Annotated in this window: 18 protein-coding genes and 1 pseudogene; 17 read left to right on the plus strand and 2 right to left on the minus strand. The window is 68.2% G+C overall.

Going from position 1 to position 20,901, the window contains the following annotated elements; all coding sequences use genetic code 11:
- The first annotated feature begins 6 nt into the window (after positions 1-6).
- The 11 genes and pseudogenes from hisD (at position 7) to Q0833_RS16275 (ending at position 13,469) form a co-directional block, all read left to right on the plus strand.
- Positions 7-1,314, plus strand: coding sequence for a histidinol dehydrogenase (gene hisD / locus Q0833_RS16225; protein ID WP_298437409.1), 1,308 nt, complete (start codon positions 7-9; stop codon positions 1,312-1,314).
- A 1-nt stretch (position 1,315) separates the two neighbouring features.
- Entirely contained in the window at positions 1,316-2,071 is a 756-nt protein-coding gene (locus tag Q0833_RS16230; protein WP_298437412.1) for an SDR family oxidoreductase, read from the plus strand.
- Between the two features lie 8 nt (positions 2,072-2,079).
- On the plus strand, positions 2,080-3,063 hold the full coding sequence (locus Q0833_RS16235; RefSeq protein ID WP_298437416.1) for an alcohol dehydrogenase catalytic domain-containing protein: 984 nt from the start codon (positions 2,080-2,082) through the stop codon (positions 3,061-3,063).
- 57 nt (positions 3,064-3,120) lie between these two features.
- A pseudogene (locus tag Q0833_RS16240) lies at positions 3,121-5,782 on the plus strand (DUF2339 domain-containing protein).
- Between the two features lie 122 nt (positions 5,783-5,904).
- Entirely contained in the window at positions 5,905-6,936 is a 1,032-nt protein-coding gene (locus tag Q0833_RS16245) for a LacI family DNA-binding transcriptional regulator (RefSeq protein WP_298437421.1), read from the plus strand.
- A 127-nt stretch (positions 6,937-7,063) separates the two neighbouring features.
- Entirely contained in the window at positions 7,064-8,374 is a 1,311-nt protein-coding gene (locus Q0833_RS16250; protein ID WP_298437424.1) for a sugar ABC transporter substrate-binding protein, read from the plus strand.
- A gap of 134 nt (positions 8,375-8,508) precedes the next feature.
- Positions 8,509-9,372, plus strand: a complete 864-nt coding sequence (locus Q0833_RS16255; RefSeq protein WP_298437427.1) for a carbohydrate ABC transporter permease — start codon at positions 8,509-8,511, stop codon at positions 9,370-9,372.
- Between the two features lie 12 nt (positions 9,373-9,384).
- The gene (locus tag Q0833_RS16260; protein ID WP_298437430.1) at positions 9,385-10,215 is read left to right on the plus strand and encodes a carbohydrate ABC transporter permease; all 831 of its coding nucleotides are present in this window, start codon (positions 9,385-9,387) and stop codon (positions 10,213-10,215) included.
- A gap of 10 nt (positions 10,216-10,225) precedes the next feature.
- Positions 10,226-11,236, plus strand: a complete 1,011-nt coding sequence (locus Q0833_RS16265) for an ABC transporter ATP-binding protein (protein ID WP_298437433.1) — start codon at positions 10,226-10,228, stop codon at positions 11,234-11,236.
- Entirely contained in the window at positions 11,233-12,003 is a 771-nt protein-coding gene (locus Q0833_RS16270) for an L-iditol 2-dehydrogenase (RefSeq protein WP_298437436.1), read from the plus strand. Before Q0833_RS16265 ends, Q0833_RS16270 begins: the two co-directional genes overlap by 4 nt.
- Positions 11,991-13,469, plus strand: a complete 1,479-nt coding sequence (locus Q0833_RS16275) for a mannitol dehydrogenase family protein (protein WP_298437439.1) — start codon at positions 11,991-11,993, stop codon at positions 13,467-13,469. Before Q0833_RS16270 ends, Q0833_RS16275 begins: the two co-directional genes overlap by 13 nt.
- A 13-nt stretch (positions 13,470-13,482) precedes the next feature.
- On the opposite strand, the gene Q0833_RS16280 is transcribed toward Q0833_RS16275, so the two are convergent.
- A complete protein-coding gene (locus tag Q0833_RS16280; protein WP_298437442.1) occupies positions 13,483-14,715 on the minus strand; it encodes an ROK family transcriptional regulator in 1,233 nt (410 codons plus the stop codon).
- Between the two features lie 185 nt (positions 14,716-14,900).
- On the opposite strand from Q0833_RS16280, the gene Q0833_RS16285 reads away from it, so the two are divergent.
- The 4 genes from Q0833_RS16285 (at position 14,901) to Q0833_RS16300 (ending at position 18,406) form a co-directional block, all read left to right on the plus strand.
- On the plus strand, positions 14,901-15,920 hold the full coding sequence (locus Q0833_RS16285; RefSeq protein WP_298437445.1) for a sugar ABC transporter substrate-binding protein: 1,020 nt from the start codon (positions 14,901-14,903) through the stop codon (positions 15,918-15,920).
- 70 nt (positions 15,921-15,990) lie between these two features.
- Complete coding sequence (locus Q0833_RS16290; RefSeq protein ID WP_298437448.1) at positions 15,991-17,052, plus strand: ABC transporter permease; 1,062 nt, start codon at positions 15,991-15,993, stop codon at positions 17,050-17,052.
- A complete protein-coding gene (locus Q0833_RS16295; RefSeq protein WP_298437451.1) occupies positions 17,049-17,822 on the plus strand; it encodes an ATP-binding cassette domain-containing protein in 774 nt (257 codons plus the stop codon). The genes Q0833_RS16290 and Q0833_RS16295 overlap by 4 nt, the downstream gene beginning before the upstream one ends.
- Positions 17,819-18,406, plus strand: a complete 588-nt coding sequence (locus Q0833_RS16300) for an AAA family ATPase (RefSeq protein WP_298437455.1) — start codon at positions 17,819-17,821, stop codon at positions 18,404-18,406. The genes Q0833_RS16295 and Q0833_RS16300 overlap by 4 nt, the downstream gene beginning before the upstream one ends.
- Here Q0833_RS16300 and Q0833_RS16305 read toward each other — a convergent pair.
- The gene (locus tag Q0833_RS16305) at positions 18,403-19,248 is read right to left on the minus strand and encodes an AraC family transcriptional regulator (protein ID WP_298437458.1); all 846 of its coding nucleotides are present in this window, start codon (positions 19,246-19,248) and stop codon (positions 18,403-18,405) included. The genes Q0833_RS16300 and Q0833_RS16305 overlap by 4 nt on opposite strands.
- A 131-nt stretch (positions 19,249-19,379) precedes the next feature.
- Here Q0833_RS16305 and Q0833_RS16310 point away from each other — a divergent pair, with 131 nt between their 5' ends.
- Together Q0833_RS16310 and Q0833_RS16315 are read left to right on the plus strand one after the other, a co-directional pair.
- On the plus strand, positions 19,380-20,204 hold the full coding sequence (locus tag Q0833_RS16310) for a phytanoyl-CoA dioxygenase family protein (protein WP_298437461.1): 825 nt from the start codon (positions 19,380-19,382) through the stop codon (positions 20,202-20,204).
- Complete coding sequence (locus Q0833_RS16315; protein WP_298437464.1) at positions 20,204-20,881, plus strand: MBL fold metallo-hydrolase; 678 nt, start codon at positions 20,204-20,206, stop codon at positions 20,879-20,881. The genes Q0833_RS16310 and Q0833_RS16315 overlap by 1 nt, the downstream gene beginning before the upstream one ends.
- The last annotated feature ends 20 nt before the right edge of the window (positions 20,882-20,901 follow it).

The following is a 20,901-nucleotide window of genomic DNA, read 5'->3' on the forward strand; positions in this document are numbered from 1 at the left end:
TCCGACATGCCCATCGAATATCTCAAGAAGGCCACCCTCACCGCGACTTCGGACGCCTCCGACGTGCACGAGACGGTCAAGGGCATCCTCGACGCGATCGAGGCGGGTGGCGACGCCGTCGCGATGGACTACGCCGCCAAGTTCGACCGCTACGAGGGCAACGTCCTCCTCACCGCCGAGGAAATCGACGCGGCCATCGCGCAGGTCCCCGAGAAGCTGAAGGCCGATATCCGGTTCGCTCATGCCAACGTGAAGAAATTCGCCGAGGCGCAGAAGGCGACCGTCAGCGATGTCGAGGTCGAGATCATCCCGGGCCTCGTCGCAGGACAGAAGGCGATCCCGGTCGATGCCGCGGGCTGCTACGTGCCCGGCGGCCGCTACAGCCACATCGCCTCGGCCGTCATGACGGTCACCACCGCCAAGGTCGCGGGCTGCAACCACATCGCCGTCGCCTCGCCGCCCCGGCCCGGCATCGGCATCGCGCCCGCCATCGTCTACGCCGCGCATATCTGCGGCGCCGACAAGATCCTCGCCATGGGCGGCGTCCAGGGCGTGGCGGCGATGACCTTCGGGTTGTTCGGCCTCCCCAAGGCCAACATCCTCGTCGGGCCCGGCAACCAGTTCGTCGCCGAGGCCAAGCGCATCCTCTTCGGACGCGTCGGCATCGACATGATCGCGGGCCCGACGGATTCGCTGGTGCTCGCCGACAAGGACGCCGACCCGATGATCGCCGCCACCGACCTCGTGAGCCAGGCCGAGCACGGCTACAACTCGCCCGTCTGGCTGGTGACCGACGACCGCGCCATGGCCGACCGCGTGATGGAGCTGGTGCCCGAACTGATCGACGACCTGCCCGAGCTGAACCGCGACAACGCTCGCGCCGCTTGGCGCGACTACGCCGAAGTGATCCTCTGCGCCAACCGCGAGGAGATGGCCGCCACATCGGACGCCTACGCGCCCGAGCACCTGACCGTGCTTTGCGAGGATCTCGACTGGTGGCTGGATCGCCTCACCTGCTACGGCTCGCTCTTCCTCGGCGAGGAGACGACGGTCAGCTTCGGCGACAAGGCGTCGGGCACGAACCACGTCCTGCCGACCTCGCGCGCGGCGACCTATACGGGCGGCCTCTCGGTCCACAAGTACATGAAGATCGTCACCTGGCAGCGCTCTACCCGCGAGGCGGCGCGCGAAGTCGCCATCGCCACCGCCCGCATCTCGCGGCTGGAGGGGATGGAGGGCCATGCCCGCGCCGCAGACATCCGGCTCGCCAAGTTCTTCCCGGGCGAGAATTTCGACCTCAGCCCCACGGGCTGACATGGTCCCCGCCCCCGAGCTTTCGGGCCACGTCGCCCTCGTCACCGGTGCGTCCTCGGGGCTCGGGCGCCGCGCCGCGCTGACGCTCGCGCGCGCCGGCGCCCGCGTCGTCGCCGTCGCCCGCCGGGCCGAGGCGCTGGACGCGCTGGTGGCCGAGGGCCCCGACCGCGCCATTGCCCCCCTGCCCTGGGACCTGACCGACCGCGCGTCGCTACCCGACCTCGCGCGGGCGGCGGCAACGCCCTTCGGCGCCCCCGACATCGCGGTCCACGCGGCGGGCCTGAACCCCCGGCAGGCCGCGGACGACGTCACCCGCGAGGCCTGGGACGCGACGCTCGACCTCAATCTCGCGGTGCCGTTCTTCCTCAGCTTGGCGCTCGTTCCCGCGATGCGCAGCAAGGGCTGGGGTCGGATCGTCACCTTCGCTTCGCTCCAGTCGACGCGCGCCTTTCCTGCCGGTCTGGCCTACGGCGCGTCCAAGGGCGGCGTGGCCCAGCTCACCCGCGCGATGGCCGAAGCCTGGTCGCGGCACGGCATCACCGCCAACGCTATCGGCCCCGGCTTCTTCGAAACCGAGCTGACAGCCGCCGTCTTCGCCGACCCCGACCGCGCCGCGCGCAACGCCGCCCAGACCTGCATCGGCCGCAACGGCCGCCCCGAGGACATGGACGGGCCGCTCCTGTTCCTCTGCTCGGACGCCTGCGCCTACGTGACGGGTCAGGTGCTCATGGTCGATGGCGGCTTCACCGCGAAATAGGAGTTGCCATGAAGGCCCTTGTCCAGACCGCGCCCGAGGCCCTCGCACTCCGCGAGGTGCCGGACCCGCAGGTCCCGCCCGGCCACCATCTCGTGCGGATCGCGCACTCGGGCATCTGCGGGTCGGACATGCATGCCTATCTCGGCCATGACGCACGGCGGCCCACACCGCTCATCCTCGGGCACGAGGCCGCGGGCACGATCGAGGGCGGCCCCCGGCGCGGCGAACGCGTGACGATCAACCCGCTCGTGACCTGCGGCACCTGTCCCGCCTGCCGGTCGGGCCGCGACAACCTCTGCGCGACGCGCCAGATCATCTCGATGCCGCCCCGCGAGGGCGCCTTCGCCGAGGCCGTCGCCATGCCGGGCGCGAACCTCATCCCCATCCCCGACGACACCGCCTTCGCACAGGCCGCGCTGGCCGAACCCATCGCTTGCGGCTGGCACACCGTTCGCCTGGCCCGCGGCGCGCTGGACGGCGCCGCTGCGACCGCGCTGGTCATCGGGGGCGGCGCCATCGGGCTGGGGGCCGCGCTGTCGCTTGCCGCGCAAGGCGTCGAGACGGTGACCATTCTCGAGCCTAATGCCGCGCGCCGCGCCACGCTCGAGACGACGTGCCGCCAGACCGCCATCGCGCCAAACGACCTCGATCCGGGCGCGCAGTTCGACCTCGTCATCGACGGCGTCGGTTATGCCGCAACCCGCGCGACGGCCTCGGCCCATGCGCGCCCCGGCGGCGTGATCGGCCATATCGGGCTGGGCGAGGCCGAGGGCGGGCTCGATATCCGGCGCATGACACTGCAGGAGATCACCTTCATCGGCACCTATACCTACACCGCCGCCGATTTCCGCGAGACAGTGGCGGCCATCACCGACGGCCGCCTCGGGCCGCTCGACTGGACCGAAACGCGACCCCTGTCCGAAGGCGCACAGGCCTTCGCGGATATCCGTGCCGGGGCCGTCGCCGCCCCGAAGGTCCTTCTGGTGCCCTGACCGGAAGGGATGCTAGCCCTCGGGTCGAAGACGACGGGGCCGCGCAGCATGTTCGAGATGACCTTCGCCCTCGGGGCCATCGCCGCCCTTCTCGCGATTCCGGTCGGGCTCGTCGTACTCGCCGTGCGCTCTGTCCGGCAGGGACGCCGCATCGCGGCACTCGAAGCCGCGCTCGCCGCGATCGACCGACCCGAGGCGCCCGCACGCCAACCGATCGCCGCGCCGACCGCACCCGACCCGGCCGTCGCCGCGCCGAACCCATGGACCACGCCCCCTAGGCCCGAACCCGTCCCGGCCGAGGCCTCCGCGCCTCCGCCCGAGCCGGTCCTCCCCCAGCCGCCCGGCCTCCTCACCCGCGGCGCGGCTTGGCTTGCGGCGAACTGGTTCCTTGCGGCGGCCGCGGCGTCCCTTGCCCTCGCGGGCATCTTCCTCGTGCAGTACGGCGCCGAGCGGGGCGTCTTCCCGCCCGTCGTGCGCATCGGCACGGCGCTTGCGTTCGCGGCGGCCCTGATCGTCGCGGGCGAGGTGATCCGGCAGCGCTTTGGCGACGCGCCCGAATCCGGCGCCACCCTGACGCTCGGGATCCCGTCGGTGCTGTCGGGGGCCGGCATCGTGACCGCCTATGGTGCTGTTCTCGGCGCGATCCATCTTTACGGCCTCATCGGACCGCTGGCGGGTCTGACCGCCATCGTCGCGATTTCGCTCCTGTCGGTCGTCCTCGGCTGGTTCCACGGCCCCGTCCTCGTCGCGACCGGTCTGATCGGCGGCGCGCTCTCGCCCTTCGTGGTTGGCGGTGGTGGCGAGGATCTGTCGCTGCTCCACGGCTACTATGCCGCGCTGGCCCTGCTCGGGCTCGCCATCGACGCCGTCCGCCGCTGGCCCGGTCGCTGGGTGTCCTGGCTGGCGCTCGGCGCGGGTCTCGGCGGTTCGATCCTGATCCACGCGTCCGACCCGGACAGCGCGCCGGCTCACACGGTCGCGATTGGTGTGATCACGCTCCTTGCGCTCACCTTCCCCGCCGGGCGCAGCGTCCCGGTCCATCCCGGTCGGATGGTCACCGAATGGCTCACGCGTCGCCGGATGCCCGATCCGTCGACCCTCATGGCGGCGGCCACGATCGCGATCGGATCACTGGTCGCCTACGGCCTCGCCCGGCAGGATGTCCTTCTCGGCGCGGGCCTTGCTGCGGCTCTATTCCTTGCGATCTCGCTCTTCGGCCGGCATGCCCGTGCCCTCCAGGACCAAGCTCTGCCGCCGGTCGCGGCGCTCCTGGCGATGGCGCCACTCGCCTGGGCGCGCACGCCCGAACCGCTCGAGCCGAATGTCGTGCCCGAGGGTCTTCCCGAGGGCGCTTTCGTCATCCTCGCGCTTCTGGTCGTCAGCGCGATCGTCTCGGTCGTGGCCTTCCTGCGCAGCCGAGACCGGGCTCCGACCTGGAGCACGCCTTGGGCGCTCGGGGCTGTGATCACGTTCCCGGCAATGGGCCTCCTGCTGCATGTCACGGCGAACGCGCCCGCGATCCTGGGCGCCTACCCTTGGGCGCTGATCGCGATGGCGGCGGCGGCAGCGCTGACAGGGGCCGCGGCGCTCTGGGCGCGGGCCGGGGCGCGGCGTTCAGTGGCCATTGCGGGCCTCATGGCAACGACGCTGATCGGCTACGGGCTCGGATGGCTGATCGGTGACACCGCCCTGACCGTCGCTGTCGCGGGGCTCGCCTTCGGCGCGGCGTGGCTGGCGCGCCGCCTGTCCCTGCCGGAACTCGGCTGGTTCGTCATCCTCGCCGCGCCCTTTGTGACATGGCGCCTGATGGCCGATCCGGGCCTCGCCTGGCACATCGAGACCGGACCGATCCTCGAAGCCTCCGCCGCGATGGCCCTGCCCGCGATCCTCTTCTGGCTTGCACGCGGACAGCTGACGGGCCTCCCGCGCCCGGCATCCGCCGCCGCCGACGTGGCCGAGATGGCCGCGCTCGGGGTGGCCGGTTTCACGCTGACGGCGTGGTTGATCCGCGGCATGGAGGCGCTCGACATCGACACCGGCCACGCGACGGCGGGCCTCATCACGACGATCTGGTTCGGACTGGCCGCGACGCAACTCGAACTCGTCCGCCGGCGGAGCGGTCTCAGACGGCCCCGTCTCGCGGTTGCGGTGCTGTTCGGCATTCTGGGCCTCGGCGCGCTCTTGGTCGGTGCGACGCTCATCTCGCCGCTCGTGGGCGTCTTCAGCCAGCCGGTCGCGGGCCCGCCCGTGCTCAACACGCTGATCCCCGCCTATCTCGTCCCGGCTGTGGCCCTTCTGGTGATGGGACGGCGGGTTCGGACGTCGCATCCTCAAGGGCGCAGGCCTCGCGACGGCGGCCTATTGGGGCATTCTCGCCATCCGCCACGCGATCCGCGGCGCGGGCGAGATGTCGATCGACGACGGCATCGCCTCGTCCGAGATGGTCGTCTACACCGTGGCGCTGATCGTGCTGGGCGCGGTGCTCTTCTGGCAGGGACTGGCGCGCGGCGCGCCTACGCTGCGACGTGCGGGCACGCTTGTGCTGGGTGCGACGGTCGCGAAGGTCTTCCTCGTGGATGCAGCCGCGTTGGGCGGGCTCTTCCGGGTCACGGCGTTCCTTGCGCTGGGCCTCGCGCTGATCGGGCTGACATGGGTGGACCGTTGGGCCAGCGCACGGGCTGCCGCCGCGCGCGACGGCGATTCGCCGGATGACGGGTGAGCGGCGGTTCGGTTGACCGCCCGGTCGAAACTTTCCTAATGTAAAATTAGACACGGCGCGTGTGGCATTTCCCTTGCCGATTCCGCGGACCGGTCGACTGATCCACGCATCGGACCCTTCGTATGGCACCGGAAAAAATCCCGAACATGGAAGCCTTTGCCCGCGTCAGCGGGATCTCGCGGCCAACGATCTCGAAATATTTCCACGACCCGGACAGCGTGCGAAAATCGACGCGTGCGAAAATCGAGCAGGCGCTCGAGACCTACGATTACAGCCCCAACATCTACGCCATCAACCAGAACCGCCGTCTGACCAAGACCGTCGGCATCGTTGTGCCCTATCTCGCCGACCCGTTCTTTGCCGAGATGGCGCGCAATATCGAGCGGCGCTGCATCGATGGCGGCTTCTCTCCGCTGCTTTTCAGCTCCCACGGCGACGCGCAGCTCGAGGTCCAGATCCTCGATAGCCTTCGATCGCTGAAGCCCGCGGGCGTTCTACTGGCACCGCTGGGTCGGATCACCGACCGCACCGCTGCCGAGCGGTTCTGCGCGGATGTGCCCACCGTCCTGTTCGACAGCAATATCGAAGGCTTGGGAGAAGCTTTCGTGGGGTCCGACAATTACAGCTTCGTCAACCAGAGCGTCGACTACCTGGTGGCGACGGGAGAGCCACCTTGCCTCTTCGAGATGGCGCATCCCGCGAACCCGAACGCCAACAAGCGAAGGTTGGCCTATCTGGCCGCGATGGAACGGCATGGACTGGAGCCGCATCTCGTGCGCATCGAGGGCACCGGCTGGGGGTTCGAGCAGATCGGCTACGAGGCGGGGATGGCGGCCATCGCCGATCGGTCGCTGCCGTCCAGAACCATCCTGTGCAGCAACGACCGGCTTGCGATCGGGCTCCTGTCGGCCTGCTACGAATCCGGCCTGAAGGTCGGCCGGGGGACGGGATGCGCATTGCGGATCGCGTCCCACGACGACCATCCGTTCTCCCGATACACCAGCCCCGCGCTGACGACCGTGGCCCATGATTACGAGGCCGTCTCGAACCGCAGCGTCGAGGCGCTTTTCGAGTTGATCGCGAGCGGCGGACGCTTCGCGGCGCGGACCGAATCCCTGTTCGCGGCGCGCCTAATCTTACGGCACTCTGCCTGACGAAACTTCCCGATGTAAACTTTACGCGGGTAAAGAATTTTCGTTGACAGGTCTCGGGAGGGCTGGGTAGCCTTGCATGCGAGGGCGCAGACGTTCGCCCCCAACCAGACGTCCAGGGAGGACACCAATGACCATCAAGTACGCGCTTACCGGCGCGTCGGCCCTTGCGCTCGTCGCGGGGTCGGCCTTCGCCGACGGCCATGCCACCACGCTGACCATCGCCACCGTGAACAACGGCGACATGATCCGCATGCAGGGCTACACCGACGATTTCACCGAGAAGACCGGCCACAGCGTCGAATGGGTGACGCTCGAGGAGAACGTGCTGCGCCAGCGCGTCACCACCGACATCACCACCAAGGGCGGCGCCTTCGACCTGATGACGATCGGCATGTACGAAGCGCCGATCTGGGGCGCCGCCGGCTGGCTGATCCCGCTCGACGACCTGTCTGCCGAGTACAACGTGGACGACATCCTGCCCGCGATGGCCGGTGGCCTGTCGCATGACGGCACGCTCTATGCCGCGCCGTTCTACGGCGAATCCTCGATGGTGATGTACCGCACCGACCTGATGGAGGCCGCGGGCCTCGAGATGCCGGATGCGCCGACCTGGGACTTCATCCGCGAAGCGGCCGCGGCGATGACCGATCGCGACGCCGAGATCAACGGCATCTGCCTGCGCGGCAAGGCCGGCTGGGGCGAAGGCGGCGCGTTCATCAATTCGATGGCCAACTCCTTCGGCGCGCGCGTCTTCGACGAGGACTGGACCCCGCAACTCGACAGCGAGCAGTGGGCCACCACGGTCAACTTCTTCAAGGACATGATGGACGAGTCCGGCCCCGCCGGATACGCGACCAACGGCTTCAACGAGAACCTCGCGCTGTTCCAGCAGGGCAAGTGCGGCATGTGGATCGACGCGACCGTCGCCGCGTCCTTCGTGACCAATCCCGATGATTCGACCGTCGCGGATTCGGTCGGTTTCGCGCTGGCGCCCGACAACGGCCTCGGCAAGCGCTCGAACTGGCTCTGGGCCTGGGCGCTGGGCATCCCGGCCGGCACGCAGAAGGAAGCCGCCGCCAAGGAGTTCATCGAGTGGGCCACCGGGACCGCCTATATCGAGATGGTCGCCGCCAACGAGGGCTGGGCCAACGTGCCGCCGGGTGCGCGCCAGTCGCTCTATGACAACCCCGAGTACCAGACCGTGCCCTTCGCGCAGATGACCCTGGACTCGATCCTGTCGGCCGACCCGAACAACCCGACCGTCGACCCGGTGCCGTATGTCGGCATCCAGTTCGCCGCGATCCCCGAATGGGCCGGTATCTGGACCCAGGTCAGCCAGGAGCTCTCGGCCGCCTATGCCGGTCAGCAGACCGTCGAGGAAGCGCTCGAGAAGGCGCAGGCCATCACCACCGAAGAGATGGAAGCCGCAGGCTACTGATCTCGACCACGGGGGGCGGCCGCGCGCCGCCCCCCGGATCCGGATGATGGCCGCCGACCTCGCGCCGGCCGCATCCCCATCGCATCCCGACGGCTTCGCACCCATGCCGGGCGCCGCCCAAGGAGGAGACCGACATGGCCACAGCCCATTCCCGATCCGCCGCCCGCCTTATGATGGCACCCGCGGTCACGCTGCTCCTGGGCTGGATGCTCGTGCCGCTGTGCATGACGCTCTACTTCTCCTTCGCCGATTACCGCCCGCTGCGCGGCGTGTTCGAGCCGTGGATCGGCTTCGACAACTACGTCCGCTTCGTCAGCTCCTCGGCTTTCCTCGACTCGGTCTGGACGACGCTCATCCTCGTGAGTGCGGTGCTGGCGATCACCGTGACGCTGGGCATCCTGCTGGCGATGCTCCTGAACGAGGAGATCTTCGGCCAGGGCATTGTCCGGATCCTCGTCATCTCGCCCTTCTTCATCATGCCGACCGTGTCCGCGCTGGTCTGGAAGAACATGATGATGGACCCGACCAACGGCGTCCTCAGCCATGTCTGGCGCTTCTTCGGCGCGACGCCTCACGACTTCCTGTCGCAATCGCCGCTCCTGTCGCTGATCCTGATCCTGTCATGGCAATGGCTGCCGTTTGCGACGCTGATCCTGCTGACCGCGATCCAGTCGCTCGATTCCGAGCAACTGGAGGCCGCCGAGATGGATGGCGCGCCGCCGCTCGCGCGGTTCTGGCACCTGATCCTGCCGCATCTGGGGCGCGCGATCACCATCGTGATCCTGATCCAGACGATCTTCCTGCTGGCGGTCTTCGCCGAGATCTTCGTCACCACCGGCGGCGCCTTCGGGACGCGGACGCTGTCGTACCTCGTGTTCCAGCGCGTCCTCGAGAGCCAGAATGTCGGCCTCGGCTCCGCGGGCGGCATCTTCGCCGTCATCCTCGCCAACATCGTCGCGATCTTCCTGATGCGGATCGTCGGCAAGAATCTCGACTGAGGAGACACAGACATGGCCCGCGCCGTCACGCCTCGCCGCAAGGCGATCGTCTCCCTCCTCGCCTGGGGGATCGGTCTTCTGCTGTTCTTCCCGATCCTCTGGACGATCCTGACCAGCTTCAAGACCGAGGCCGAGGCCATTGCCTCGCCGCCGAACTTCATCGCCTTCGACTGGACGCTCGAGAATTACGAGGTTGTGCAGGAGCGGTCCGACTACATGAAGTTCCTCTGGAACAGCATCATCATCGCGGGCGGATCGACCATTCTCGGGGTGCTGGTGGCGGTCCCCGCCGCGTGGTCGATGGCCTTCGTGCCGTCGAAGCGCACCAAGGACATCCTGCTCTGGATGCTCTCGACCAAGATGCTGCCGGCGATCGGCGTGCTCTACCCGATCTACCTCATTTGCATCGAGTTCGGCATCCTCGACAGCCGGATCGCCCTCGTCGTGATCCTGATGCTGATCAACCTGCCGATCATCGTCTGGATGCTCTATACGTATTTCCGCGAGATTCCGTCCGAGATCCTCGAAGCCGCGCGGATGGACGGGGCGGGCCTCAAATCCGAGATCCTTTACGTGCTGACGCCGATGGCGGTGCCGGGCATCGCCTCGACGCTGCTCCTGAACTTCATCCTCGCGTGGAACGAGGCGTTCTGGACGCTGAACCTGACGGCCGCGAACGCCGCGCCGCTGACCGCATTCATCGCCAGCTATTCGTCGCCCGAGGGGCTCTTCTTCGCCAAGCTCTCGGCCGCGTCGACCATGGCCATCGCGCCGATCCTCATCATGGGCTGGTTCAGCCAGAAGCAACTTGTCCGGGGTCTCACCTTCGGCGCCGTCAAGTAAGGAGACCGATATGGGTCGCATCACATTGCAGGGCGTGACGAAAAGCTTCGGCGACGTCGAGGTCATCCCGCCCCTCAACCTCGAGATCGAGGATGGCGAGTTCGTCGTCTTCGTCGGGCCATCGGGCTGCGGCAAGTCCACGCTCTTGCGCCTGATTGCCGGGCTCGAGGACGTCACCGGCGGGGATATCGAGATCGACGGGCGCAATGTCTCGACCGTTCCGCCCGCCAAGCGCGGCCTCGCGATGGTGTTCCAGTCCTACGCGCTCTACCCGCACATGTCGGTGCGCAAGAATATCGCCTTCCCGATGCGCATGGCCAAGATGGACAAGGCCGAGCAGGACAAGCGCGTCGCGCACGCGGCCAACATCCTGAACCTCACCGACTATCTCGACCGCCGCCCAGGACAGCTCTCGGGCGGCCAGCGCCAGCGGGTCGCCATCGGCCGCGCCATCGTGCGGGAGCCGGCGGCCTTCCTCTTCGACGAGCCGCTCTCGAACCTCGACGCCGCCCTTCGCCACGGGATGCGGGTCGAGATCGGCGAGCTGCACAAGTCGCTGGCCACGACGATGATCTACGTCACCCACGACCAGATCGAGGCCATGACCATGGCCGACAAGATCGTCGTGTTGCGCGCCGGGCATATCGAACAGGTCGGCTCGCCGCTGGAGCTCTACCGCACGCCGCGCAACCTCTTCGTCGCGGGCTTCATCGGCTCGCCGACCATGAACCTCTTCGAGGGGCCCGAAGCCGCCAGGCACGGCGCCCATACGATCGGCGTTCGCCCCGAGCACCTGATGCCCTCGGCCACCGGCTCGGACGGATCGTGGCGCGGGCGGGTCGGCCTGTCGGAGCATCTGGGGTCGGACACGTTCCTCCATGTCCACGACACGGGTCTGGCCGAGACGATCACCGTCCGCGCGGGCGGCGAGATCGACCTGCGGCACGGCGATACGGTCTATCTCACGCCCGAGGCCGACAAGATTCACCGCTTCGACGCGCAAGGCCTGCGGCTGGCATGAAGCTCGACGGACGATCCGCCCTGATCACGGGTGCGGCGCGCGGCATCGGGCGTGGCTTCGCGATGGCCTACGCGGCCGAGGGTGCGACCGTGGCCGTCGCCGATATCGACCGCGCCGCCGCCGAGGCCACGGCGACCGAGATCGGCCACGGCGCCTATGCCGTCGAGATCGACGTGAGCGACCAGCGGAGCATCGATGCAGCCGTTACCACGGTCGTGGACCGCGCGGGGAAGCTCGACATCCTCGTCAATAACGCCGCCCTCTTCGATGCCTCCGAGACCGTGGACATCACGCGGGCGACCTATGACCGGCTCTACGCGGTGAACGTGGCGGGCACGCTCTTCACCATGCAGGCCGCCGCGCGCCAGATGATCGCACAAGGACATGGCGGCAAGATCATCAACATGGCCAGCCAGGCAGGCCGCCGGGGCGAGCCGCTGGTGCTGGTCTATTGCTCGACCAAGGCCGCGGTCATCTCGATGACGCAATCGGCGGGGCTCGACCTCATCCGTCACGGGATCAACGTCAACGCCATCGCGCCCGGCGTCGTCGACGGCGAGCACTGGGTGCATGTCGACGCGACCTTCGCGCGGCTCGAAGGCAAGCGCCCCGGCCAGAAGAAGGCCGAGGTCGAGGCAGGGGTGCCCGCGGGCCGCTTCGCCGTGCCTTCCGACCTCGCGCCGATGGCGGTCTTCCTCGCCTCGGCCGACAGCGACTATGTCGTCTCGCAATGCTTCAACGTGGACGGTGGCCAGTGGATGAGCTGACGCCCCTGTCGAACGCGACCCTGGGCGACCTGCCGCCGGGCGTGTCCGTCCCGACCTATGATCGGGCGGCGCTGACGGCGGGCATCGTCCATATCGGGCTCGGCAATTTCCACCGGGCGCACCAGGCGTGGTATCTGCACCGGCTGATGCAGGACGGGCTGGCCCATGACTGGGCCATTGTCGGCGCGGGCGTGCGCCCCGCCGATGCGGCGATGCGCGAACGCCTTCTGGCGCAGGACGGCCTGACGACGCTGATCGAGCTGTCGCCCGAGGGCGTCTCGGCGGAAGTGATCGGTCCGATGATCGAGTTCGTCGAACTTACCGACGGCCATGGCCCCCTGATCGCCCGCATGGCCGAGCCCGATATCCGCATCGTCTCGCTGACGGTGACCGAAGGTGGATATTTCATCGACGCCGCCACCAAGGGCTTCGATGCGGACCACCCCGACATCCGACACGACGCAGCCCATCCGGAGACGCCCCGCACCGCATTCGGCGCCATGATCGAGGCATTGCGCCGTCGCCGCGATGCCGGCCACGGGCCGTTCACCTGCCAGTCCTGCGACAATCTTCAGGGCAATGGCGACATCCTGCGCCAGACGGTCGTGTCTCTGGCGCGCTACTCGGACCCCGACCTCGCGGACTGGATCGACGCGCACGCAACCTTCCCCAACGCGATGGTCGATTCGATCGCCCCGGCGACGGGCCCGGCCGAGCTGGCGCTCGTGCGCGACCTCGGGATTGCGGATGCCGCGCCGGTGACCCACGAGAACTTCCGCCAATGGGTGATCGAGGATGATTTCTGCGCCGGGCGGCCGCCATGGGACCACGCGGGTGCGACCTTCTCGTCGGATGTCCATGCCTACGAGGCGATGAAGATCCGCCTGCTCAACGCGGGCCACCAGGTGATCGCCGATCCGGGCGAACTGTTGGGGATCGAGACCATCGCGGGCTGCATGGCGCATCCGGCCATCGCCGCGCTCTTCCGCAAGGTCGAGCTCGAGGAGATCGTCCCCCATGTCGCGCCGGTGCCCGGCATGACGCCCGAAGCCTATGTCGACCTGGTGGCGGCCCGGTTCTCGAACGCGCGGATCGTGGACACCGTGCGCCGCGTCGCCTTCGACGGCGCGTCGCGACATACGGGGTTTCTGCATCCTGTGATTCGCGACGCGCTGGCGGCCGGGACGTCGGTCGAGGGGCTGGCGCTGGTCCAGGCGCTCTGGGCGCGAATGTGCGAGGGCACGCGCGAGGACGGCAGCGAGATCGCGCCCAACGACCCGATCTGGGACCGTTTGCAGACCGTCGCCGCCGTCGCGCGGGAACGACCGCAGGCCTGGCTCGAGCAGGAGGCGCTCTACGGCGATCTGGGCGAGCAGCCGCGCTTTGCGGATGCCTTCGCGGGCTGGCTCCGGCTGATCTGGAACGACGGCACCGAGGCGGCGCTGGCCGCGTATCTGCGCAGCTAGGCGAACCGGCCGCTCAAGCCACCGCGAGCCCCGCGTTCGTGTTCAGCATGAACTGCGAGAAGATCGGCGCACTTGCCGCGCCCAGCGCGCGCGCGTTCGGCCCGATATTGCCCGGCTCGATTCGCGGCGGGATCAGACCGCGCACGTCTTGATTGGCCAGGTAACGGCGCACCCGTTCCACGAGGTCCTGCCGGATCTCGGCGGGGAAAGCCCCGTCGATCAGGATCGCCTCGAAATCGATGACGGCGCAGATCGAGAGGCTCGCCCGCGCCAGCTCCTGCGCCACCCGCCCCAGCCAGGGATCGACATGCCGTTCCAGCCCCGACCAGTCGAGCGGCTGCCGCCAGAGCAGGTCGGGATCGAGGTCGGATTCGCGCAGCCGCCGTTCCAGCACATGGATCGACGCCATGTCCGCAAGCTGCATCGCCTCGCCATTGGGCCCGACGCTTCGGATCGAACCCAGCGCACCCGCATTGCCCTGCCGCCCCTCATAGACCGAGTGGTTGAGCACGACGCCGCCGCCCACGAACGCACCGATGAAGATGTAGGCATAGTCCCGGAACTCGCGCCCGCGGCCATAGACCTGCTCGGCCTGACAGGCGGCGGTCGCATCGTTGAGGACGATCACCGACAGTCCCGTCAGCGCCTCGACGCGTGCGCGCAGATCGACCGTATGCCACGCCCCGAACACGTCCTCCGGACCGTTCGTCGCGTGGGTCGGGCGGTTCCAGAGCTCGAAGGGTGCGGCGACGCCGATCCCGCAGAGACAGCTCCGCTGCACCGGGTCGAGCGTCGCCGCAATCTCCTCGATCGAACGCGCGAGGAATGCGAAGACCGTCTCGGGGATCGGACGCGCATAAGTCAGGCGGCGTTCGGCGCGAATCACGCCGGTCAGATCCATCAGAACGAGGTCCGCCGAGCGACGCCCGATCTTTAGCCCCCAGGACAGCGCCCCGTCGGGCCGCACGAGCATCGGCATCGACGGCTTGCCGACCTTGCCGCGCATCGGCTCGCCCCGCTCGATCACACCTTCGGATTCGAGACGCCGCAGGATCACGGAAACGGTCGGCGGCGAGAGCCCCGCGCGCCGCGCCAATTCGCTCGCCGGAAGGCCCCCGTGGCGTTGCAGAAGCGACAGCAGCAGCCGTTCATTATGCGCCCGCACACCCTTCTGGCTCAGCCCCGCGCTGATCTGCGTCACCACGCGGGCGCCGAAGAGGGGATCGATGTCGGATGGGTCGCTCATGGCCCTCTCTCGCACTCCGGGCGTCAGCGCACCATGGCACGCGCCGATTAATAAGGAAAGTAAACTAATTTATTGACAGCGATCGCCACCGTCTGTCAGGCACGGGGACATCGTCCCGGCGCACCGGGTCGGATCATCGAGGTCGCCGGGGCAGTACCGGAGGCCCAGCTTCTGGGAGGAAGAATATGAAAGCGCTTCTCGCCGGCACCACGATCGCCGCCACTCTGACCGCAGGCCTCGCCGCCGCGGATGGGCATGCCGTCTCCGCCTGCCTCATCACCAAGACCGACACCAACCCGTTCTTCGTCAAGATGCGCGAAGGCGCGCTGGCCAAGGCCGAGGAGCTGGGCATCAACCTGTCCACCTATGCCGGTCAAGTTGATGGCGACCACGAAACGCAGGTGCAGGCGATCGAGACCTGCATCCTCGACGGCGCCAAGGGCATCCTGATCACCGCCTCCGACACCTCGTCCATCGTGCCCGCCGTCCAGCAGGCCCGCGACGCCGGTCTTCTGGTCATCGCGCTGGATACCCCGCTCGAGCCGATCGACGCCGCCGACATGACCTTCGCCACCGACAATTTCCTGGCCGGTGAACTGATCGGCCAATGGGCCGCCGCGACGCTGGGCGACGATGCCGAGACCGCGAAGATCGCCATGCTCGACCTCGCCGTCAGCCAGCCGACCGTGGGCGTGCTGCGCGACCAGGGCTTCCTGCAGGGCTTCGGCATCGATCTGGCCGATCCGAACGTCAACGGCGATGAGGACGATCCCCGCATCGTCGGCAACGACGTCACCGCGGGCAACGAGGAAGGCGGCCGCCGCGCCATGGAGAACCTCCTGGCCGTCGATCCCGAGATCAACGTCGTCTATACCATCAACGAGCCCGCCGCTGCCGGCGCCTATGAGGCGCTGAAGTCGATCGGCCGCGAGAACGATGTCCTGATCGTGTCCGTCGATGGCGGCTGCCCCGGCGTCCAGAACATCGCCGATGGCGTGATCGGGGCCACGTCGCAGCAATACCCGCTGCTGATGGCGTCCAAGGGCATCGAGGCGATCGCCGCCTGGGCCGCCGACGGCACCAAGCCCGAGGCGACCGACGGCAAGGACTTCTTCGACACGGGCGTGGCCCTCGTGACCGACCGTCCCGCCGACGGTGTCGAGTCGATCAGCGTCGGAGAGGGCACGGAGCTCTGCTGGGGTTGATCCCGGCGAAACTCTGATAGGATGGATGCGGGCCCCGGCGGGCCCGCATCGCGACGGAGGGGACCCCGACATGACCGACCGCGACGACTACGAGGGCGCGACCCGCGCCGCCGACGCCCGCGTGGCGCAATTCGACGACCACGCCTCGGGCTTCGTCGGTCGCTTCCACCACGCTCTGCACACGACACCTGCTCTGGTGCCGCTCATCGTGCTGCTGGCGGCCATCGTGACCTTCGGACTGCTGCTCGGATCCAAGTTCTTCAGCCCCTTCGCCCTGACGCTGATCCTGCAGCAGGTGCAGATCGTCGGCATCGTCGCCGCCGCCCAGAGCCTCGTGATCCTGACCGCGGGCATCGACCTCAGCGTCGGCGCCATCGCGGTCATCTCCTCGGTCGTGATGGGACAGTTCACCTTCCGCTACGGCCTGCCGGCCGAGATCTCGATCGTCTGCGGCCTGGCCGTCGGCACGCTGATCGGCGCGGTGAACGGCATCCTCGTCGCCGTCGTCCGCCTGCCGCCCTTCATCGTGACGCTGGGCATGTGGCAGATCGTTCTGGCCGCCAACTTCCTCTATTCCGCGAACGAGACCATCCGCAGCCAGGATATCTCGAACGACGCGCCCGTGCTGCAACTGCTGGGCTGGAAATTCCAGATCGGCGGCGCGGTCTTCACCGTGGGCGTCGTCGTGATGATCGCGCTCGTCTTCATCCTCGCCTACGTGCTGCGTCACACGGCATGGGGCCGACATGTCTATGCGGTGGGCGACGACCCGGACGCGGCCGAGCTTTCGGGCGTCGCGGTCAAGCGGACCCTCATCAGCGTCTACGCCACCGCGGGCTTCATCTGCGCCATCGCGGGCTGGGCCCTGATCGGGCGCATCGGTTCGGTCTCGCCGACCTCGGGCCAGCTTCTCAATATCGAGAGCATCACCGCCGTGGTGATCGGCGGCATCAGCCTCTTCGGCGGGCGCGGCTCGATCCTCGGCACGCTCTTCGGCGCGCTGATCGTCGGCGTCTTCACTCTCGGGCTGCGCCTGATGGGGGCCGACGCGCAATGGACCTACCTGCTGATCGGCGTGCTCATCATCGCGGCCGTTGCGGTGGACCAGTGGATTCGAAAGGTGGCGGCATGACCACGACACCCATTCTCGCGGCCTCGGGCCTGACCAAGCGCTACGGGCGGGTCACCGCATTGGACCGCTGCGATTTCGAGCTGATGCCCGGCGAGATCCTCGCCGTGATCGGCGACAACGGCGCGGGCAAGTCGACGCTGATCAAGGCGCTTTCGGGGGCGGTCGTCGCCGATGAGGGCACGATCCAGCTCGACGGGCGCGACGTCCGCTTCTCCTCGCCCATCGAGGCGCGCGAGGCGGGGATCGAGACGGTCTACCAGACCCTTGCCATGTCGCCGGCCCTGTCGATCGCCGACAACATGTTCATGGGCCGCGAATTGCGACGACCGGGCATCGCGGGTTCGGTCTTCCGGATGCTTGACCGCCCCCGGATGGAGGAGGAGGCGCGCGCCAAGCTGAACGACCTCGGGCTGATGACAATTCAGAACATCAACCAGGCGGTCGAGACCCTGTCCGGCGGCCAGCGCCAAGGTGTTGCGGTGGCACGCGCGGCGGCTTTCGGATCGAAGGTGATCATCCTCGACGAGCCGACGGCCGCGCTGGGCGTCAAGGAGTCGCGGCGCGTCCTCGACCTGATTCAGGATGTCCGCGCCCGTGGCATCCCGATCATCCTGATCTCGCACAACATGCCCCATGTCTTCGAGGTCGCGGACCGCATCCATGTCCATCGGCTCGGCCGTCGCCTCGCCGTCATCGATCCCAAAGATTACACCATGTCCGACGCGGTCGCCTTCATGACGGGCGCCAAGGACGCGCCGGTCGCGGCGTGACGCTCGATCCGATCCTCGACCGGCTGGCCGATCTTGGGGGCGATCGCCTGCTCGTGGCCCTCGTCGGGCCGCCCGCCTCGGGCAAATCGACCCTGGCCGAGGCGCTGGTTGCCCAGCTAGGCGACGCGGCCCTCCTGCCGATGGACGGCTTCCATCTCGACGACCGCATCTTGACCCCGCGCGGCGACCGCCCGCGGAAGGGCGCGCCCCACACCTTCGATATCGGCGGGCTGTCCCGCGTGCTGGACGGGCTCCGGGCGGGCGAGGACGTCTATCACCCGATCTTCGACCGCAGCCGCGAGATCGCCATCGCGGGGGCGGGCCATATCCCCGCCGCGATCCGCACCGTGGTCGTTGAAGGCAACTGGCTCCTCCTCGACGAGCCAGGCTGGCGCGATCTCGGACCGTGGGACCTGACCGTTCGGCTGGACGTCCCCGACGAGGTGCTGCGTGCGCGACTGGCCGATCGGTGGGCGAACCTCGCCCCCGCCGAGGCCGCCGCGAAGATCGACGGCAACGACCTCCCCAATGCCGCGCGTGTCCGCGATGGCTCGCGCCCGGCGGACGTGGTTCTCGGGGTCTAGCGGAACGGGTCGCGGTGGTGCCGCGCCCGGTAGCGGCGCGGCGTCGTGTCGTAGGCGCGCTGGAACAAGCGGTAGAAATAGCTCGTATTGGCAAAGCCGCAGGCCAGCGCGACATTCTCGATCGCCGTGTCCTCGCTGCGCAGCAGATGCGCGGCATGATCGACGCGGATACGGTTCACGAACTCGGTCGGAGTGATGCCCAGCACGTCACGACAGGTGCGGCAGACATGCTCGTGGCTGCGGCCCGCGGCGGCGATGAACCCGGCGGCCCCGGCGCGAAACACCGCGGGCGCCTGCGCGGCCATGCAAGCGCGCGCGAACCAGGCGGGCCCGTCGCGGACCGCATGGCTCTGGTCGGACGCGACCCGGTTTACCAGCGTCAGCAGGAACTCCTCGATCCGCGCGAGCGACCGATCGGTCACCTGAAGCTGCCCCGCGACGGTCAGCGCCCGCTCGAACCGCGCGGGATCGAGGAGATGCGCCTCGGGCAGAGCCGCATCGCTGTCGAAGAACCGCCCGGCAACCGTGTCGGCATAGCGCCCGGCCAGATGCGCCGCCGTCTCGGATCGGAACATGACGTTGACGATCCGGCATCCGACGCGCCGGTCGGCCCGGAAGGCATGCGCGTCCCCCGGCCGCACGAAGGCCAGATGCCCCTCGCCGAGCACCTGCGTGACGCCGTTCACCCAATGCTCGGTATGTCCTTCGGTGATCAGGAAGACCTCGTGGAAATCGTGGTCATGCGCGCGCGCGGGCCAGCGCCGCGCCAAGCCCTTGCGGGCGAAGTGAAACGCCTCGCTGGCGGGAATATAGCTGGAGATGCGGAAGGTCTCGATCTGCATGGGGCAAACCAGGGTAAGGATATTCCCATCCTGCCCATGAAATATCAAACCTGTCCAAAAAAATATCAACCGAAGGCGCAGCGCCCCGGCCCCGGCGTCCCTAACGTCGAAGGCCAGCATGGAGGGATGGGATGCTGGCGACCGAGCTCGATCTCGGGTTTCGACCCGTGCGGACCGACACGGCCACGCGTCTGACGCGGGCACAGGTCGAAACCTATAACCGCGACGGGTTCGTGCAGCCCTTCGACGTCTTCGATGCCACCGAAATCGCCGCGATCCGGGGCTATGTCGACGGGCTGATGGCGGAAATGGGCGAGGCCGGGGCCTACGGCATCAATTGCTACCAGGCGCGGCTGTCGGGGCTTTACGACATCGCGACCGATCCGCGGATCCTCGACCTCGTGCAGGACATTATCGGCCCCGACATCCTCTGCTGGGCGAGTGCCATCCTGTCGAAGCGGCCCCATGATCCGAAGGCCGTGCCGTGGCACCAGGACGCGAGCTTCTGGTCGTTGAATCCGGCGCGTACCGTCACGGTCTGGCTGGCCATCGACGACGCCGATGCCGAGAATTCCGCGATGCGTTTCATTCCGGGCACCCATGACCGCGGCGCGCTGTCGGTACAGGCGACCGGGGGCGAAGCGGTGTTCCACAAGGAAACGGCGGATGCCGACGCGCTGGGCGCGCCCTTCGACAACGTGCTGGCCGCCGGTCAGGTCTCGCTCCATGCCGACATGCTGGTGCATGGCTCGCAGCCCAATCGCTCGGATCGCCGCCGCTGCGGCCTGACGCTGCGCTATTGCCCGCCCGAGGTCCGCATAACAGACGCCGCCTGGGCGCGGGGGGTCGAGGCGATCCTCTGCCGGGGCGAGCCGGGCGATTGGTCGGTCCATCCCCGTCCCGAAAACGATGACATCACCGCCACCACCAGCCCTCACATCGTGGGGAACAACTGATGCGGGTGACGTGGTTCGGTCAGGCCGCGATGCTGTTCGAAGGGGCGGAGCGGTCGGTGATGACCGATCCCTTCACGCCCGATGTGCTGGGATACCCGGCGATCACCGAGACCGCCGATATCGTCCTGACCTCGTCGGATGACGACGACGCGCATTGCCGCTCGGACCTGATTGCGGGCGACCCCGTGACCTGCAACACGCTCGACATCGCGGGCGACGGGCAGGGCGAGGCGGAGGTCGGCGGCCTGCGCGTCCGGGCCATCGCCGCCGAGGAATGGGAGCATCATCCGCGCGGCACGGCCAACCAGAACGCGATGTACCGCTTCGCGCTCGACGGGATCGAGATCGCGCATATGGGCGATGTGGGCAACGCGCTCAACGAGGACCAGACCGCCTTCTTCGAGGGGGTCGACGTGCTCTGCGCGCTGACCGGGGGTCCGCCGACGATCCGGCTGCCAGACCTGATGCACATGATCCACCGGGTGCGGCCGAAGCTCGTCATCCCGATCCACTTCCGGACGCTCGCCTACCGACCCGCGAACATCCAGTGGCTCCAGGATTTTCTCGATCACTTCAACGAGGACGACATCGACTTCGCCTTCGGCCCGCGCGCCGACCTGGCGGCGGACGACCTGCCGGACCGCACCCGCGTGCTGGTCCTCGATCACCTCAGATAAGCACCACCAAGGGAGAGACA

The sequence above is a fragment of the uncultured Jannaschia sp. genome (assembly GCF_947503795.1).
Taxonomy (GTDB): Bacteria; Pseudomonadota; Alphaproteobacteria; order Rhodobacterales; family Rhodobacteraceae; genus Jannaschia.

What these genes read in the sequence shown, in the direction of transcription:
- Q0833_RS16260 (WP_298437430.1), top strand. Translation starts at nt 9,385, where the DNA reads ATGGCCCGCGCCGTCACGCCTCGCCGCAAGGCGATCGTCTCCCTCCTC.
- Q0833_RS16315 (WP_298437464.1), top strand. Translation starts at nt 20,204, where the DNA reads ATGCGGGTGACGTGGTTCGGTCAGGCCGCGATGCTGTTCGAAGGGGCG.
- Q0833_RS16290 (WP_298437448.1), top strand. Translation starts at nt 15,991, where the DNA reads ATGACCGACCGCGACGACTACGAGGGCGCGACCCGCGCCGCCGACGCC.
- Q0833_RS16285 (WP_298437445.1), top strand. Translation starts at nt 14,901, where the DNA reads ATGAAAGCGCTTCTCGCCGGCACCACGATCGCCGCCACTCTGACCGCA.
- Q0833_RS16255 (WP_298437427.1), top strand. Translation starts at nt 8,509, where the DNA reads ATGGCCACAGCCCATTCCCGATCCGCCGCCCGCCTTATGATGGCACCC.
- hisD (WP_298437409.1), top strand. Translation starts at nt 7, where the DNA reads ATGCCCATCGAATATCTCAAGAAGGCCACCCTCACCGCGACTTCGGAC.
- Q0833_RS16310 (WP_298437461.1), top strand. Translation starts at nt 19,380, where the DNA reads ATGCTGGCGACCGAGCTCGATCTCGGGTTTCGACCCGTGCGGACCGAC.
- Q0833_RS16280 (WP_298437442.1), bottom strand. Translation starts at nt 14,715, where the DNA reads ATGAGCGACCCATCCGACATCGATCCCCTCTTCGGCGCCCGCGTGGTG.
- Q0833_RS16305 (WP_298437458.1), bottom strand. Translation starts at nt 19,248, where the DNA reads ATGCAGATCGAGACCTTCCGCATCTCCAGCTATATTCCCGCCAGCGAG.
- Q0833_RS16250 (WP_298437424.1), top strand. Translation starts at nt 7,064, where the DNA reads ATGACCATCAAGTACGCGCTTACCGGCGCGTCGGCCCTTGCGCTCGTC.
- Q0833_RS16265 (WP_298437433.1), top strand. Translation starts at nt 10,226, where the DNA reads ATGGGTCGCATCACATTGCAGGGCGTGACGAAAAGCTTCGGCGACGTC.
- Q0833_RS16295 (WP_298437451.1), top strand. Translation starts at nt 17,049, where the DNA reads ATGACCACGACACCCATTCTCGCGGCCTCGGGCCTGACCAAGCGCTAC.
- Q0833_RS16235 (WP_298437416.1), top strand. Translation starts at nt 2,080, where the DNA reads ATGAAGGCCCTTGTCCAGACCGCGCCCGAGGCCCTCGCACTCCGCGAG.
- Q0833_RS16245 (WP_298437421.1), top strand. Translation starts at nt 5,905, where the DNA reads ATGGCACCGGAAAAAATCCCGAACATGGAAGCCTTTGCCCGCGTCAGC.
- Q0833_RS16230 (WP_298437412.1), top strand. Translation starts at nt 1,316, where the DNA reads ATGGTCCCCGCCCCCGAGCTTTCGGGCCACGTCGCCCTCGTCACCGGT.
- Q0833_RS16270 (WP_298437436.1), top strand. Translation starts at nt 11,233, where the DNA reads ATGAAGCTCGACGGACGATCCGCCCTGATCACGGGTGCGGCGCGCGGC.